Below are 14,734 nucleotides of genomic sequence, written 5' to 3' on the forward strand. Positions count from 1 at the left end.
AGCCTGGCCTGTTGACCTCAGGGATGATGGGAGGGGGTCTTGCCCTGGCCAGTTTGCCCCGCCCTGAGGGCTCTCAGAGCCTCGATCCGCGTGTTATGCTCATGCAGATCATGTGAAAATCCGTGCTTGCCTGTACCGTCAGCCACGAAATACAGCATGTCTCCGGTGGCAGGATGCGCAACCGCATTCAGGGCAGCAAGGCCGGGGGAACAGATAGGGCCTGGCGGCAGAGCCGCAATCTCATAGGTATTATGCGGGCCTGCCACATGCAGGTCATCATGGGTCACCGGATGATCCAGCACACCCAGCCCCTCGCTCAGATCGTAGATCGCTGTTGGATCTGATTGCAGCTTCATGCCGAGCGCCAGACGATTGAGGAAGACGCGCGCCACTTGCGGCCGCTCGGCGTCGTCACCTGTTTCCCGCTCGACAATCGAGGCCAGAACCAGCAGATCCCTCGGTGTGTTCAAGACAGGGTCAGGCTCCCTGCCAGCCCAGACGCGGGCGAGAGCCTGCGTCATGAGCGCTTCGAGACGATGCACGATCTGCGCACGCGGCTCACCACGCTCATAGGCAATAGTCTGGGGAAGCAGCGCGCCTTCCTCAATCGCGGGCATGGGACCGGTAAGCAGCGGGTCCTGCGCGATGAGCGTCGCAATCTGCCGCGCCGTGCGTCCTTCGGGAATGGTGAGATGATGGCTGACTGGCGTACCGTGACGCAGCACATCAAGAACATCGAGTATAGAGGCGCCCGTAGCAAAATGCAGTTCTGCAGCATGGAGGGCACCATGCGATCTTGTCAGCCTGGCTATGAGCCTGAACTGACGTTCAGACATTGAACCACCTGGGATAATCCCGGCAGAGGCCAGATCATGGGCGATCATGACGGTGCTGCCGTGAGGCACGACATGATCGACAGGGTTCTGGAGAGGCCCGGGGCGATGTGCGAACAGCCACAGCGCCGCAGCCCCCCCTGCCCCTGCAAGGACAAGAAGCAGGAAAAGGGCAAGAAAGACGCGCTTCATGCCCGCCCCTTCATGATTTCAGGGCGTGGATCAGACGCCCTTGACGATCAGGCTGGCATTGGTGCCGCCAAAGCCGAAGCTGTTGGAAAGCGCAATGTTGATCTTGCGCTGCTGGGCTTCATGCGCCACGCGATCAATCACGCTCTCACGTGCGGGATTGTCGAGATTGAGCGTCGGCGGAGCGACATTGTCACGGATCGCCAGCATCGAGAACATGGCTTCGACCGAACCCGCCGCGCCGAGCAGATGGCCCGTGGCAGACTTGGTTGAAGACATGGCGACACGTTTGGCGTCATCACCGAAGAAACGCTCAACCGCATCAAGCTCGAGGTCATCGGCCATGGTCGAGGTGCCATGCGCGTTGACGTAATCGATATCGGCCGGGGTGATGCCCGCCGAGCGCAGGGCGGCCTTCATGGCGCGGAACGCCCCTTCATGACCCTCTGCAGGGGCCGTGATGTGATGCGCATCGCCCGAGAGCCCATAACCGATGATCTCGCCATAGATCTTCGCACCACGTGCCTTAGCGTGCTCGTATTCCTCAAGCACGACAATACCCGAGCCTTCGCCCATGACGAAGCCGTCACGGTCGCGATCCCAGGGGCGCGACGCTTTTTCGGGAGTATCATTGAAGCCGGTGGAGAGCGCACGAGCGGAGGAGAACCCTGCAATGCCCAGCGGGCAGACAGCGGCCTCGGCTCCACCTGCAATCATCACATCGGCATCGCCCAGCATGATGAGACGCGTGGCATCGCCAATGGCATGCACACCTGTCGCACAGGCGGTCACGGCCGAGTGGTTCGGCCCCTTGAAGCCATAGCGAATCGACACATGGCCCGAAATCAGGTTGATCAGGGCGGAGGGAATGAAGAAGGGCGACAGGCGACGGGCCTTGCCGCTCGCGACTGTCAGAGAGGCATCATAGATGGTCTGAAGACCACCAATGCCCGAGCCGATCATCACGCCGGTCGCGCAACGGTCTTCCTCGGATTCCGGCTTCCAGCCTGAATCCTCGACGGCCTGAATGGCAGCCGCCATGCCGAGATGGATGAAACGATCCATCTTCTTCTGGTCCTTCGTCGGAACCCAGTCCGAGAGCGTCAGGCCGCCTTCTGCTGTCGGGCCTTCAGGCACCTCACCCGCCACATGGGCAGGAAGATCGCTCGGGTCGAAGCAGGTGATGCGGCCAATGCCGGTCTGTCCGGCAATCAGACGCTGCCAGGTCTGGTCCACGCCCACCGCCAGTGGCGTGACAAGCCCCATACCGGTGACGACGACGCGTCTTTCTTTCATTGCCGATAGGTTTGCCATCATGGGCGGACGAAGCTCCAGTCATAAAGGCCAGCTCCCGGCGGGCTGCCATGAGGGAGCGGCTGTAAATCTCGTCGTATGCTCCGGCTCCACTGAAACGGGAGCCGGAGAAAGATCAATGCATCAGGCCGAATGGCCCAATGCAGCCGGATCAGGCGGCCTTCTGCTTTTCGATGTAGTCGATGGCGTCCTTGACGGTCGCGATCTTCTCGGCTGCATCTTCAGGAATTTCGACGCTGAAGGCTTCTTCGAAAGCCATGACCAGCTCGACCGTGTCGAGGCTGTCGGCGCCGAGATCGTCGATGAAGGAAGCGTCAGGGGTTACCTTGCTCTCTTCAACGCCGAGATGCTCAACAACGATTTTCTTAACCTTATCGGCGATTTCGCTCATCTGTTCTGGCTTCCTGTGTGCCCTTATTCGGGCGGTTCGAATCTGTTTTACCATCCGTCTGGTCGCCCAGTCGGTCCCCGTCTTTACTTCAGAGACGGCCTATACTGCCAGTACCCTGAATCGCGGACCGAAGTTCGGACCCCGGCGGGCCTGGACGCCCACGCTTCGGACGAAGCAGCGGGCGCTTAGCATGGTTTACCCTCCCACGCCAAGCTTTGCGTGTCGAAGGCGCTTTTGCCCTCAGGGCATGGCCATCCCGCCATTGACGTTCATGGTCATGCCGGTCACCCAGCCTGCCTCTTCAGAGGCGAGATAGACGACGGCTGCAGCAATATCCTCGGGCTTGCCCATGCGACCGAGCGGGATGGAACCCAGCAGCTTGTCACGCTGCGCATCCGGCAGCACGGCTGTCATGGCAGTCTCGACAAAGCCAGGCGCGATCACGTTGACCGTGACGCCGCGCGAGCCGACTTCCTGAGCCAGCGACTTGGTCATACCGATCATGCCGGCTTTGGCTGCGGAATAATTGGCCTGCCCGCCATTGCCCGTCACACCGACAATCGAGGCGATATTGATGATGCGGCCGCCGCGACGACGCAGCATGCCCTTGAGAGCGGCACGACACAGACGGAAGGGCGATTCCAGATCAACCGTCATGACCTGTGACCAGTCTTCATCCTTCATGCGAATGATGAGGCCATCGCGCGTGAGCCCGGCATTATTGACGAGAATATCGAGCGGCTTGCCAAGCAGGGCCTCAGCCTTGCCCACGAGCGCATCGGCTTCCTCACCGCTTGAGAGATTGGCGGCGCAGACATGCACGCGCTCGCCAAGGCTCGCCGCCACTTCAGCCAGAGCCGGTTCACGCGTGCCGGAAAGCACGAGCTCGGCACCCTGGGCATGAAGGGCGCGTGCGATGGCAGCGCCCAGACCGCCCGAAGCGCCCGTCACGAGCGCCGTCTTGCCTTGCAGATTGAACATTGTCGTTTTCTCCAGGTTTTCAGAGGTCGCGAAGCAGCGCCTCGATTTCTTCCGGGGTACCCGCGTTGCGCGCCGTCATGTCAGGCACGATGCGACGCACCAGGCCTGTCAGCACCTTGCCCGCACCCAGTTCGATCTGTGATGTCACACCCATGGCCGCCATCGCCAGTACGCTCTCGCGCCAGCGCACCGAACCGGTCACCTGCTGCACCAGCAGATCGGCAATGCGGGTTGCGTCCGTATTCTTGCCTGCCGTGACGTTTGTGATGACGGGGATAGCCGGCACCTTGATCTCGGCGCGTTCCAGAGCCTCTGCCATCCTCTCGGCTGCCGATGCCATCAGCGACGAATGAAAAGGCGCAGAGACGGGCAGCAGCACAGCGCGCTTCACACCCTTGGTCTTGGCGAGCGCAATGGCACGCTCAACGGCTGCGAGACGACCCGAGATTACAATCTGCCCGCCGCCATTGTCATTGGCGAGTTCAAGCGTCTCATGAACGAGATCGCCACCCTCGCTTTCGAGACGCGCGGCTTCACGGCAGATTTCATGGGCCAGTTCAGTCTCGACACCGAGCAGGGCCGCCATGCCGCCCTCGCCTGCGGGAACGGCCTCCTGCATAGCCAGACCGCGCAGACGCAGCAGGCGTGCCGTCTGGGCAATGCCCAGCGCGCCCGAAGCCGCCAGAGCGGAATACTCGCCAAGCGAGTGACCAGCCACAACCGTAGCCTTGTCAGAAAGGGCAAAACCGCCTTCGGTTTCGAGCACACGCACCGTCGCAAGCGAGACGGCCATCAAGGCGGGCTGCGCGTTTTCGGTGCGCGTCAGCTCGCCGGCATCACCCGTGAAAATGAGCTTCGACAGATGCTCATCGAGCGCATCATCGACTTCCTGAAATACTTCGCGCGCAGCAGGGAACGCTTCGTAAAGCCCCTGCCCCATTCCGACAGACTGGCTGCCCTGGCCCGGAAACACGAATGCATGCACTGACATCAGTTCTTTCTCACCCTAAGCTTTGAGCAATTCCGGGTGGGTGATGGCGGAGGCCATGCATCGCTGTCAAATTGTTACTTTCGCTCAAGGGCACCATGCAGCGGAAAAGGCAGATCGAGGACGATGCGGGCCAAGGGCTTGCTCGCCTGAAAAACCGCATCACGTGGATAATCCTGCGGCCGGAAAACAAAGCGATAGGGCGTGCCCCCCTGATTGACGACCAGCGGGTGCATCGTGCCGTTCTCGACCACCTCGAACCGGCTGTTCGGGGCAATCTCGACGGTCAGCTTGTGCGTGTCAGGCAAAAGCAGGGCTATCAGAAAACCGCCTTCATCTTCGATGCATCGGTCAAGCTGGTTCAGCCAGTGCTTCGCCTCGCCCTGAGTAAAGCGCGTGGGATCTGCAGGCGTGACGGTAAAGAAAAACCCCACGCTCACCGTCTCTCCCGGGCGCAGCCTTGCGTAAAGCGGGGGATTTGCGTCCCATAATCCTGCGTCACGTGGGAAGACGATCTCGTTTCCGGGCTCGGGAATCAGCCTGATCATTTCATCGCCATTGCGCAGCATCAGACCTGAGCCATAGCCGGGACGATCCCCCGGCTGGATCGTCGCCTTGAGATGCAAGGTGAGACCGCTTCTGTCGGCAGCAGGATAGGAATCAAAGCGCCGGAAAACACGCTCAAGCCGCTGATAGCGTTTCGAGAGAACCACAAAGGGCTGACCGGTAACCTCAATGGTCTCGTCAGAGGCATGGTTTGGCGGCTGCGCCTGTGCCCTTGCCAATCCGACGGCGGAAACGAAAGCGATGACCGCTGCCAGCAGAACTCTGTTTTTCATCACGCGACCTTCTGCAACACAATGAAGACCTGGGGCACACGGGTCGGATCGTCCAGAAACTCGATCACCCTGAACAGCTGCCCCCATTTCTGGACAATATACGCGCGCGGGATGATTGCCTCGCCATAATGCGCCCCCGGATGCGGACGCCTGACAGACGAGGCATGCAGGAAGCGCCCGGCATCATAGCGGGCATTGGCACGCGCTTCATCCGTGAAACTGTCGGCGCAGGCCTCATGCCATCCATGCTCAAGCCTTATCCCGGAGGCACGGCGCAAACGCTGTTCGGCACAAAAAGCGATAAACCGCCTGCTCTGGGTCGTGATGACCGCAAGCCCGCCCGGACGCAGAAGACGGTGAAACTCGTTGATCCATAACCCAGCGATGAATTCATCCAGATGGGAGAATACCGAAAACGAGACAATGAGATCGAAGGTGCCCGCACCGATCAGGGTCGGCGGTGCCAGTCTGGTATCAAGGAAACACAGCGCCGGGTTGCAACGACGCGCCTCCATCAGAAACCGCGATGTCGAATCGATTCCGAAAAGATTTTCCGGGCGGATGTCCTTCATGAAGAGACGCAGGATACGCCCCCAGCCACAGCCGAAATCGAGCACTCTCGTTTCCGCAGAGAGCGGTCTGCCGACATAGCGGCAATAAGCCTTGATCTCCCGAAAGAACATGGAGGCCTCGTGAAGCGACACCTCGCCCGAATGTCCGTGAATTTCACTTTGAAGCGACGGAGCGGGAAAATCGGGCATTCTCACGCCCTCGATTTCGGGAAGCTGGAGTGAAGCGACCAGTATCTGCAGCCAGGCCTCATCGCTGCAATGCCTGAATTTTTCGTAAAGATCTGACGCTTCTGGATAAGAAGACATGCGCTGCCTGCAAAAAATAGCGAATTCATGTCTATAATATAGATTAACGATTTATGAAAACATCATCGCCCACAGATCGTATTTACAAGAATAAAAGTGCCGGACGATCTCTTTTCCGTTCAAACCTGCAACTCTGTTCAGGGCATGGGACAGAAAACCACCTTGCATTGCCTCCACCCGCCAAGCGCGAAGAGTGCCCCATATGCCGCCTTGCCGCAGAAAAGCGACAAGGCGGCAAAAAAGCCTTATCGCGCCACCAGACGCCCGCGCTGCCATGCCTCGGCTGCCTCTTCAGGGTCCATATTATCGACCTGAATGGCATATTCGAGAGCGCTCATCACCTTGTTGCCCAACGTCATCTCGGACAATTCATCGAGCATATCCTGATCGGCACAGGCAGCGACAGACTCACGCACAAGCAGCGCCGCTTCCATCTCTTCCGAAAAACGCGGATCGCTCACCGGCTGGAATGCCTCGTCGTGAAAAAGCGCATGGGGTTGCGCCAGGAACACGACAAATTTCCTGCCAGCTTCGCGCGCGCCCTGCACCGTGCCGAAAAGGACCTCATCTTCACAAATTGTCGGCGTCAGACCCGACAGGTTGGGCGCCTGAGCCAGAACCTGCTGCAATTTCTCCGCATCAGAGCGGGCAACGAACAGGGCTTCCAGCGTGTCGCCAGACAGCTCGGCCGCTGACGACACAGCCTCATAGCTGCCCCAGCAATAATAGGGGCGATAGATTGTGCCCAGAACGCGCATGCCATGCTGGACCAGATCTGCATCACGCGGCAGCCAGGCCGAAACAAGCAGATCGATCGCGCCTTCATCAAGCAGACCAGGCAGCTCCCCCGGATCGGCATCGACGAACTCGACCTCGGCCTCATGGGCATCGAGAACGCGTGCGACCGCGCTCGCACAGCCAGCGTGCAGGGCATTACGCAGATAGCCCAGAGAGATCGTGGTCATGGCGTATCCTTCAGCAAACGAATATCAGGCGAATTGCCTGTGTTCGATCACTTCAGGGCAGGAATGGCAAGAGGATAGTCCGGGTTTGACGCTTTTGGAGCCTCTTCCGGCCATCAACATTTTCATCCCCTGCCCTCATCTCCCTCAATTGCTCTGCGCCTGACGCAACGGAAGGGTAAAGAGCGCATCGCACCCCGTCTCGGGATAGGCTACGGCTGCCGAGCCCTGATGACCGAACCCGGCCTGAAGCAGCCTCGACCCGAACCCTTTCGATTGAGGGGCCGCAACAGGTGGTCCCCCTTCCTCCCGCCAATGCAGGGAGAGGTTTCGACGCGCCTCTTCGTTCACGACCGACCAGACGAGGCTCACCCGCCCCGCCTCGGCGCTGAGTGCCCCGTATTTGGCTGCGTTGGTCCCGAGCTCATGCAGCATCAGACCAAGCGTGGTCGCTGTATTGGGCCCGAGCGAGACCGGGGGGCCCGCCAGATGAAAGCGTTCAATCGGCGCGATGCGGGCCAGCACCTCACGAGCAAGCGTTTCAAGATCACCGCTGCGCCATGCCTGACGCATCAGCAGGTCATGCGCCGACCCCAGGGCCACGAGGCGCTTTTCAAAGGCCTTTACCGCATCGCGATTATCGACCCCGCGCAGACTCTGATTGGCCAGAGCCTGAACCAGAGCCAGCGTGTTCTTGAGACGGTGGGCAAGCTCCTGATGCATTGTCTGCTGGTGGGCGCGTGCTTCAAGAGACGCCGCTGCCACCTGGGCACGGTCAGAGACGGCCCTCAGAAAGGCAAGCTCCTGATCGGTCCAGTCGCGCGGCGTGCAGCACTGGATATAGAGACAATGCGTCAGATGCCCCTGGCTCAGAACCGGCATCAGAAGCTGCGACCTGATCTGGTCTTTGTAGCCATGCTCGGGGACAAGGCAGGGCAGCCAGACATTCTCATGCGCATCGCGCACCGAGAACAACACCCCCTGCTCGAGCATATTAAGGGCAACGCTGTAATCGGACCGGTCGTATGTCCCAGCCGCGCTTGGCAAACCGGCACTGTGCCAGTCCTGCACGATGCGAAAATGGGTCTCGTCACTGGCCTCGAACAGGGCCCAGCCCGCCCGATCGGCACCGAGCGCATCGGCCAACGCTGAAGCCGCCGCGTGATAGGCTTCCGCGGGCGTGTCCACCTTGCGCAAGGCATCACCAAGAATGACCATTGCCGAAAGCCGGTTGGTTGCCACCCTGTCTCGCGTGATATCCTCGAGCGTACCGATGAGGCGCCAGGGTGTTCCTCTTTCATCGGCCTCGATCTCTGCCCTGCGCCTTACCCAGCTTCTGGTCTGGTCTGTCAGGTTCTCAATCGCAAAATCCGTCTCCGGAAACTGGATTTCGTCGCTGATACCCTCTGCAAAATGCAGCAGATCGGTATCCGGCACCGGCATGCAGTTCTGGAACACTTCTATCGGGCATTGCGTGCCGGTCGGCACACCGGTCAGGCGCATCAACTCGGCAGAAAGCGAAATGAGATTGCTCCCGAACCTGATCTCGAACGTGCCGATCCCGGGGAGATCCTCAATCGAGGGCAGCGCCGACGGCGTTTCGGCCCGTCGCGAGCGCCCTCCCCTCGGGGCTGGAGCCGTGACTGGGCTTTCCTCCGGACTGTCATCATCCGGTCTGGACAGGACGAGCGCAATCTGCCGCTTCAGGGCGTCCATTCCTTCCCGGAACGAGATGGAATCAGGGTCCAGAAACCCATGTGTCAGGAAACAGAGCGTCCCTGCTTCCTGCTCCCGGACGAGCGGAACAGGGACGCGTATCTGAAACACGTAACGCCAGGGGGCCTGCGCCAGCTCGTTCAGCGGTGGCAGCAATTCCTGAACCAGGGGCTGCTGCGGTGCCTTTAGCGGCACTGAAAGACGTGTAGGGAGCGGGCCATAACTGGCCGCCACACTCTGCCGACCGCGATCGGGGAGAGTCACATAGGCGGCAGGGGCCCGCACCAGAGCGGCCGCGACCGTCAAAAGGTCGTGGAGATCGTGCTGGCGCCTCATGAGGCGCCAGGCTTGCAGAAGGTGAACGGATCGGTCGTCTCTTCTGTCGGAGACTGTTCCCTCGCCGTTCCTTGAACGTACATGAAGTTTATTGCACCTTTCGGGCCGTTCGCGGCTGCGTCATGGCGACGCAGACCAAAAAACGGCATCAGGGATATTTAACGAACAACGCGAAAAAATCACCATATTTTAACGCGATCCTGCGGGGCGAGGTAGAGTTTGTCGCCCGGCTTGACGCCAAAGGCCGCATACCACGCATCGATGTTATGCATCGGCAGATTGACGCGGGCTTCCGGTGCCGAATGCGGGTCTGTCACGGCGCGATTACGAATGGAATCCTCACGCAGCTTCTGACGCCAGACCTGAGCCCAGCCCAGGAACACGCGCTGATCGCCGGTCAGACCATGCACGACAGGGGCGGGCTTGCCATGCAGCGAGGCATGATAGGCGTCGAGTGCAAGCGTCAGACCACCGAGATCGGCGATGTTTTCGCCCATCGTCAGCTTGCCATTGAGATGCACGCCGGGCAGCACCTCAAACGCATCATACTGCTTGCCGTAACGATCGGCGAGCGCCTGGAAACGCTTGACGTCATCTGGCGTCCACCACTGGTGCAGACGGCCATGCTCGTCATACTGACGCCCCTCATCGTCGAAGGAATGGGTCATTTCATGACCGATCACCCCGCCGATTGCGCCGTAATTGACTGCTGAATCACCATTCGGATCAAAGAAGGGCGGCTGCAGAATAGCTGCCGGGAAGACGATCTCAACCTGGTTGGGATCATTATACGCATTGACCGTCTGCGGGGTCATGAACCACTCGTTGCGGTCGACCTTCGTGTCGAGATGGCCAAGGTTGTACTGCCACTCAAAGGCGATGGCGCGCGCACCGTTGCCATAGAGGTCACCCGGCTTGATCGTCAGCCCTGCATAGTCGCGCCATTTGTTGGGATAGCCAACCTGGATCTCAAAATTCTGCAGCTTGCGACCTGCTGCCTCTCGGGTGGCAGGCGCCATCCAGGTATTATGGGCCAGACGATTGGCAAACGCTGCCTTGACGTCCTGCGTGAGCCCCGTGATGCGTGCCTTGGCTGCGGGCGGGAAATAACGCTCGACATAGATCTTGCCGATCGCCCAGCCCATCGCGTCTTCCGTATGGCTGACGGCCTGCTTCCAGCGAACGGGAAGCTGCGGGGAACCCTCGAGCTCATGATCGTAGAAATCGAAGGCCGCCTGCACAAAGCCCTGGCTCAGATAGGAAGAGGCATCGCTGGCAAGATGGAAGGCAAGCCAGGAGCGGATCGTCCCGTAATCTGCGGTCGACAGCACCTTGGCCATTCCCGCAAGCGCTGTCGGCTCACCCACAATAATGCGGCGGTTTTCGAGGTTCGACGCAGGGATACCGGCTGATGTCAGGAACCCGGCCCAATCGATACCCGGTGCTTTTTTGGCTAGCTCAGCCACGGTCATCGGGTTGTAGACCTTCACGGGGTCACGCATTTCCGTGCGCGACCACTCAACCTTCGCGAGTTCGGTCTCGAGCGCCACGATCTTTGCGGCTTCCTGCTCGGCACCCGCCCAGTCGATCATGGTCAGGGTCTTGGCGATATAGGCCTGATACGCCTTCTTCTTGGCTGCGAAATCGGGCTTGAGGTAGTAATCGCGATCCGGAAGACCGAGCTTGCCCTGATGCAGGAGCAGCGCATATTCGCCGGGATTATTGTCATCCGCGTTGATGATCAGAGAAAAAGGAGCGTACTGAAAGCCGAATGCTGCCTGGCCGAACAGATGTGCCAGCGATGCAGCGTCTTTCACGCCCCGCACGGTGTCGAGATCAGCCTTGAGCGGGGTCGCACCCAGCTTGTCTGCCTGAGCCGTATCAAGAAAAGTCGCATAGAATGCGCCGAGCTTTTCCTCGGTTGTTTTCGGATCGGCGGCAGGATGCTTGCCCGCCTCGCTCAGGATCTTCTGCACGCGCTCACGCGCCGTCTCAGCAAGAATGATGAACGGACCGAAAGAGGCACGATCTGCCGGAATGACGATGTTCTTCAGATACGTGCCATTGGCATACTGAAAGAAATTGTCGCCCGGTCGTACCGCCTTGTCCATGCCAGCCATGTTGAAGCCCCAGCTCGGATCGTAAGGCTTGACGCTGGCGTCATCGGCCTTGGCTTTTGGAGCGGTCGTCTGGGCCGAAGCAGACTGCACGGTCAGAGCAAGAACGCTGACAGCACCGAGCCAGAGCGAGGAAGCGCGTTTCATTTTTCTGGTCACTAGGCAGCCTTTTCCACAAATAAGCTTCAGGTCCCGCCTTCCCGTAAGGCGGGACACATTATGCAACGTTATGACAGTTTTTGTTCAACGGCGAGTCTGGCTGCCAGCCTTGTGCGACGTGCCCTTGTGCCCGCTCGGCTCGAGACTGGCCGTGGCCAGAACATTGAAATCGAACACCACCACCTTCTCCAGAGCCGGGGCTGCAAATGTCTTGAACGCCTCATGCGCCGGATCGAACCAGGCCGGATCCATGATCACGGGTTTGCCGACATAGAAGTTGCGATCACCCTCGGAGGCAAAGGTCACGATAAAGGCCTGCTGCAACCCGGCATCGACCCCCTCGCCGCTGTTCTGCACGCCCATCTCGATCGACTTGACCGGATGCGTACCATCGGGGCGACGTGAGTCCTGCACGAGCCTCAGGAAACGCGATGTCACCTCGGCGCGCATGGCGGCCGTCGCGCTCGATTTATAGCGGAACATCACGATATGGCGCACCAGACCGGGGCGCCAGCTTGGCGAAGTAAACTGCGGCAGACCGACCTGCGCAGCGAGGCCGCGTGCGGCCATTGTGCCGCCATCGGCGACAGGAGGCAGGGCAACCGGCCCCGATGAGGCGATCGGCAGGGAATATGGGTCTGCCATGACAGGCGTTGCTGCGAGCGTCAGCACGCCACCGGAAATGATCGCCCCCATAAGGGTAAGGCGTGAAAGATGAGACAGCACAGCCATAACGCTCCACGGTGTTGGTTCTGATCCATCTTAGAGCAGGAACGCACCGTGACAGGGCTTAATTTGTCGTAGGACATAAAACGCTTTCGTTATGAAGCGGCCAGAGACCGCCTGAAACGCTTCGCCTTGAACTGGATCAGCTGATACATCGCCTTGGCAACCAGCACCTGAACCTTCGAATGCGGTGTAAAGCCGATGGTCTTGAAGATCATGCTGGTCACGCGGTTGATATGCTTGAGCTGATAGCACCCCATTGCCCGCGCCATATAGGCGGCGATGCATTTCTTGTGATCATAGGGCGTGTTGGCTGACATATTGGTGGTGTAATAAGCCGTCGCCAGCTCGTCATCCTCACTCTCGGTCACACGACCAAGCGCGATCTTCGTGCGCTGCCATACGCTCAGCTTCTCGCGCTTCAGATAGCGATGCATGTGGTCGTAGAAGAGCTTGAAATGCCGGTATTCATCGGCAGCGATCTGCTTGCAGATCGCCTTGAGAACCGGCTCATCTGTTGCATCGGCCATGGCGGTATAGAAAGACGATGTCCCTGTCTCGACCATGCAGCGCGCGATCAGCTCGCCCGTGCGCGACCCACGGATTGAGGCATCGACATCCTGCTCGATATGATACGTGCCGCGATAGCGTTCGAACGCCTTCATGTAGTCCCAGCTCGGGTCAGCGAGCATGGCCCATTTGCCAAGCGCATCGCCGTGCTGCACCTCTTCGACCGCCCAGTTATCCGCTGCCTGACGGAAATCCGGGTCGCCCACGAAGACGTTGCCGAGATAGACCGCATAATCGAGCCCGTTCCGCTCGACCACAGCCGCCGCCTTGATGACCGGAATGATGTCCGGGTCCACGCGGGATGCATCGAAAGCATCCCAATCCATCTGATCGATGCGCCAATGTTTCATGACGCAGTGATGACATGAATGCGCCATTTTGGGTAGACATCTCGCGCAGATGGGTGACAAGCGCCCCCTTGCTGTGGCATCGCTGCCGGAGCTTTTTCATTTTCAAATATTTTGGAGCCATGCCCCGCATGTCCCTCGATACGCTGACCCGTGATCCGGTCCTTCCCCGCGAAATCCGCACCCAGGCAAGCTGGAAACCCGAGATCAGGCATGACTGGACACGCGACGAAGTGGCGGCCCTGATCGACCTGCCTTTTCCGGAGCTGATCTTTCGCGCCCAGATGGCGCATCGCGCCTATTTCGACCCGACGCGCGTGCAGATCTCGACCCTGCTTTCAATCAAGACGGGCGGCTGCCCTGAAGACTGCGCCTATTGCCCGCAAAGCGCCCTGCACGAAAAGAGCGTGAAGGCCGAGCGTCTGATGGCCGTGGAAAAGGTGCTGACGGAAGCACGTGCCGCCAAGGCTGCGGGTGCCGGTCGCTTCTGCATGGGCGCCGCATGGCGCTCGCCCAAGGAACGTGACCTCGATACGGTCTGCGCCATGATCGAAGGCGTGAAATCGCTTGGTCTCGAGACCTGCGTCACGCTCGGCATGCTCGATGGCGACCAATCACGCCGTCTGAAGGAGGCCGGTCTCGATTATTACAACCATAACCTCGACACCTCGCCCGAGTATTATGACAAGATCATCACAACCCGCACCTATCAGGATCGTCTCGACACGCTCTCGAATGTGCGCGAAGCTGGCATCAATGTCTGCTGTGGCGGCATCGTCGGTATGGGTGAGGATGAGAGCGACCGCGCTGGCCTGATCGCCACACTGGCTTCCCTGCCCCAGCATCCTGAGAGCGTGCCCATCAACCTGCTCGTACGCGTCGAGGGCACGCCACTCGCCGAAGCCGAGGCTGTCGATCCCATCACATTCGCCCGCATCGTGGCAGCTGCGCGTATCACCATGCCCGCCAGCCATGTGCGTCTGGCGGCAGGACGCGAACTGATGAGCGACGAAGCCCATGCTCTGGTGTTTCTCGCCGGCGCCAATTCGATCTTCTGTGGTGACAAGCTGCTGACCACCCCCAACCCTGCAGAGCACCGCGACCGCAAGCTTCTGGCCAATCTCGGCATGAAGCCGATGACCGAAGGGCACTAAGCGCCTTCGCTTGATAGAGACAGGAAAGGCCGGCTCCGAGACGGACTGGCCTTTTTCATGCCTCATCTCCGACTGATCGGCACGGATCACGGAAGGAAATTGTCCCTTCCCTGATCATCCCGCGCCTTATGGCCTGTATGGGTGCTGTTATTTGCCTGCCATGTTTGCGGGAAGAGTGCGCACTGCAATCGCCAGAGTGAGCCACCAGCGCAGGTCAAATCGTGCCCCCAGGGT

Annotated in this window: 13 protein-coding genes; 1 reads left to right on the forward strand and 12 read right to left on the reverse strand. The window is 59.8% G+C overall.

The window, feature by feature from the left end:
* Positions 1-17 precede the first annotated feature (17 nt).
* From mltG to IEV53_RS05970, 12 genes are all read right to left on the reverse strand, one after another.
* Complete coding sequence (mltG, locus tag IEV53_RS05915; protein WP_188425892.1) at positions 18-1,025, reverse strand: endolytic transglycosylase MltG; 1,008 nt, start codon at positions 1,023-1,025, stop codon at positions 18-20.
* A 30-nt stretch (positions 1,026-1,055) separates the two neighbouring features.
* Complete coding sequence (fabF, locus tag IEV53_RS05920; protein ID WP_371869840.1) at positions 1,056-2,318, reverse strand: beta-ketoacyl-ACP synthase II; 1,263 nt, start codon at positions 2,316-2,318, stop codon at positions 1,056-1,058.
* A 169-nt stretch (positions 2,319-2,487) separates the two neighbouring features.
* A complete protein-coding gene (locus IEV53_RS05925) occupies positions 2,488-2,727 on the reverse strand; it encodes an acyl carrier protein (RefSeq protein WP_023978090.1) in 240 nt (79 codons plus the stop codon).
* Positions 2,728-2,967: 240 nt separating this feature from the next.
* Entirely contained in the window at positions 2,968-3,708 is a 741-nt protein-coding gene (gene fabG, locus IEV53_RS05930) for a 3-oxoacyl-[acyl-carrier-protein] reductase (RefSeq protein ID WP_188425894.1), read from the reverse strand.
* A 19-nt stretch (positions 3,709-3,727) separates the two neighbouring features.
* Positions 3,728-4,699, reverse strand: a complete 972-nt coding sequence (fabD, locus tag IEV53_RS05935; RefSeq protein WP_188425895.1) for an ACP S-malonyltransferase — start codon at positions 4,697-4,699, stop codon at positions 3,728-3,730.
* Between the two features lie 74 nt (positions 4,700-4,773).
* Positions 4,774-5,538, reverse strand: a complete 765-nt coding sequence (locus IEV53_RS05940; protein ID WP_188425896.1) for a hypothetical protein — start codon at positions 5,536-5,538, stop codon at positions 4,774-4,776.
* Positions 5,535-6,413, reverse strand: coding sequence for a class I SAM-dependent methyltransferase (locus IEV53_RS05945; RefSeq protein WP_188425897.1), 879 nt, complete (start codon positions 6,411-6,413; stop codon positions 5,535-5,537). The genes IEV53_RS05940 and IEV53_RS05945 overlap by 4 nt, the downstream gene beginning before the upstream one ends.
* A 245-nt stretch (positions 6,414-6,658) precedes the next feature.
* Entirely contained in the window at positions 6,659-7,378 is a 720-nt protein-coding gene (locus IEV53_RS05950) for a glycine betaine ABC transporter substrate-binding protein (RefSeq protein ID WP_188425898.1), read from the reverse strand.
* 144 nt (positions 7,379-7,522) lie between these two features.
* Positions 7,523-9,427, reverse strand: coding sequence for a sensor histidine kinase (locus tag IEV53_RS05955; RefSeq protein WP_188425899.1), 1,905 nt, complete (start codon positions 9,425-9,427; stop codon positions 7,523-7,525).
* Positions 9,428-9,606: 179 nt separating this feature from the next.
* Positions 9,607-11,691, reverse strand: coding sequence for a M13 family metallopeptidase (locus IEV53_RS05960; protein ID WP_188425900.1), 2,085 nt, complete (start codon positions 11,689-11,691; stop codon positions 9,607-9,609).
* A 96-nt stretch (positions 11,692-11,787) separates the two neighbouring features.
* Positions 11,788-12,435, reverse strand: a complete 648-nt coding sequence (locus IEV53_RS05965; RefSeq protein ID WP_188425901.1) for a Dabb family protein — start codon at positions 12,433-12,435, stop codon at positions 11,788-11,790.
* Between the two features lie 89 nt (positions 12,436-12,524).
* The gene (locus IEV53_RS05970; protein WP_188426264.1) at positions 12,525-13,349 is read right to left on the reverse strand and encodes an acyl-ACP desaturase; all 825 of its coding nucleotides are present in this window, start codon (positions 13,347-13,349) and stop codon (positions 12,525-12,527) included.
* 119 nt (positions 13,350-13,468) lie between these two features.
* Between IEV53_RS05970 and bioB the strand changes: the two genes are divergently transcribed.
* Positions 13,469-14,500 (forward strand): biotin synthase BioB, encoded by a 1,032-nt coding sequence (gene bioB / locus IEV53_RS05975; protein ID WP_229719699.1) that lies wholly within the window; start codon positions 13,469-13,471, stop codon positions 14,498-14,500.
* Positions 14,501-14,734 lie beyond the last annotated feature (234 nt).

This window comes from Asaia siamensis (assembly GCF_014635085.1).
Classification (GTDB): Bacteria; Pseudomonadota; Alphaproteobacteria; order Acetobacterales; family Acetobacteraceae; genus Asaia; species Asaia siamensis.

What these genes read in the sequence shown, in the direction of transcription:
- IEV53_RS05970 (WP_188426264.1), bottom strand. Translation starts at nt 13,349, where the DNA reads ATGAAACATTGGCGCATCGATCAGATGGATTGGGATGCTTTCGATGCA.
- IEV53_RS05955 (WP_188425899.1), bottom strand. Translation starts at nt 9,427, where the DNA reads ATGAGGCGCCAGCACGATCTCCACGACCTTTTGACGGTCGCGGCCGCT.
- IEV53_RS05945 (WP_188425897.1), bottom strand. Translation starts at nt 6,413, where the DNA reads ATGTCTTCTTATCCAGAAGCGTCAGATCTTTACGAAAAATTCAGGCAT.
- IEV53_RS05960 (WP_188425900.1), bottom strand. Translation starts at nt 11,691, where the DNA reads ATGAAACGCGCTTCCTCGCTCTGGCTCGGTGCTGTCAGCGTTCTTGCT.
- mltG (WP_188425892.1), bottom strand. Translation starts at nt 1,025, where the DNA reads ATGAAGCGCGTCTTTCTTGCCCTTTTCCTGCTTCTTGTCCTTGCAGGG.
- fabF (WP_371869840.1), bottom strand. Translation starts at nt 2,318, where the DNA reads ATGAAAGAAAGACGCGTCGTCGTCACCGGTATGGGGCTTGTCACGCCA.
- IEV53_RS05925 (WP_023978090.1), bottom strand. Translation starts at nt 2,727, where the DNA reads ATGAGCGAAATCGCCGATAAGGTTAAGAAAATCGTTGTTGAGCATCTC.
- fabD (WP_188425895.1), bottom strand. Translation starts at nt 4,699, where the DNA reads ATGTCAGTGCATGCATTCGTGTTTCCGGGCCAGGGCAGCCAGTCTGTC.
- fabG (WP_188425894.1), bottom strand. Translation starts at nt 3,708, where the DNA reads ATGTTCAATCTGCAAGGCAAGACGGCGCTCGTGACGGGCGCTTCGGGC.
- IEV53_RS05950 (WP_188425898.1), bottom strand. Translation starts at nt 7,378, where the DNA reads ATGACCACGATCTCTCTGGGCTATCTGCGTAATGCCCTGCACGCTGGC.
- bioB (WP_229719699.1), top strand. Translation starts at nt 13,469, where the DNA reads ATGCCCCGCATGTCCCTCGATACGCTGACCCGTGATCCGGTCCTTCCC.
- IEV53_RS05965 (WP_188425901.1), bottom strand. Translation starts at nt 12,435, where the DNA reads ATGGCTGTGCTGTCTCATCTTTCACGCCTTACCCTTATGGGGGCGATC.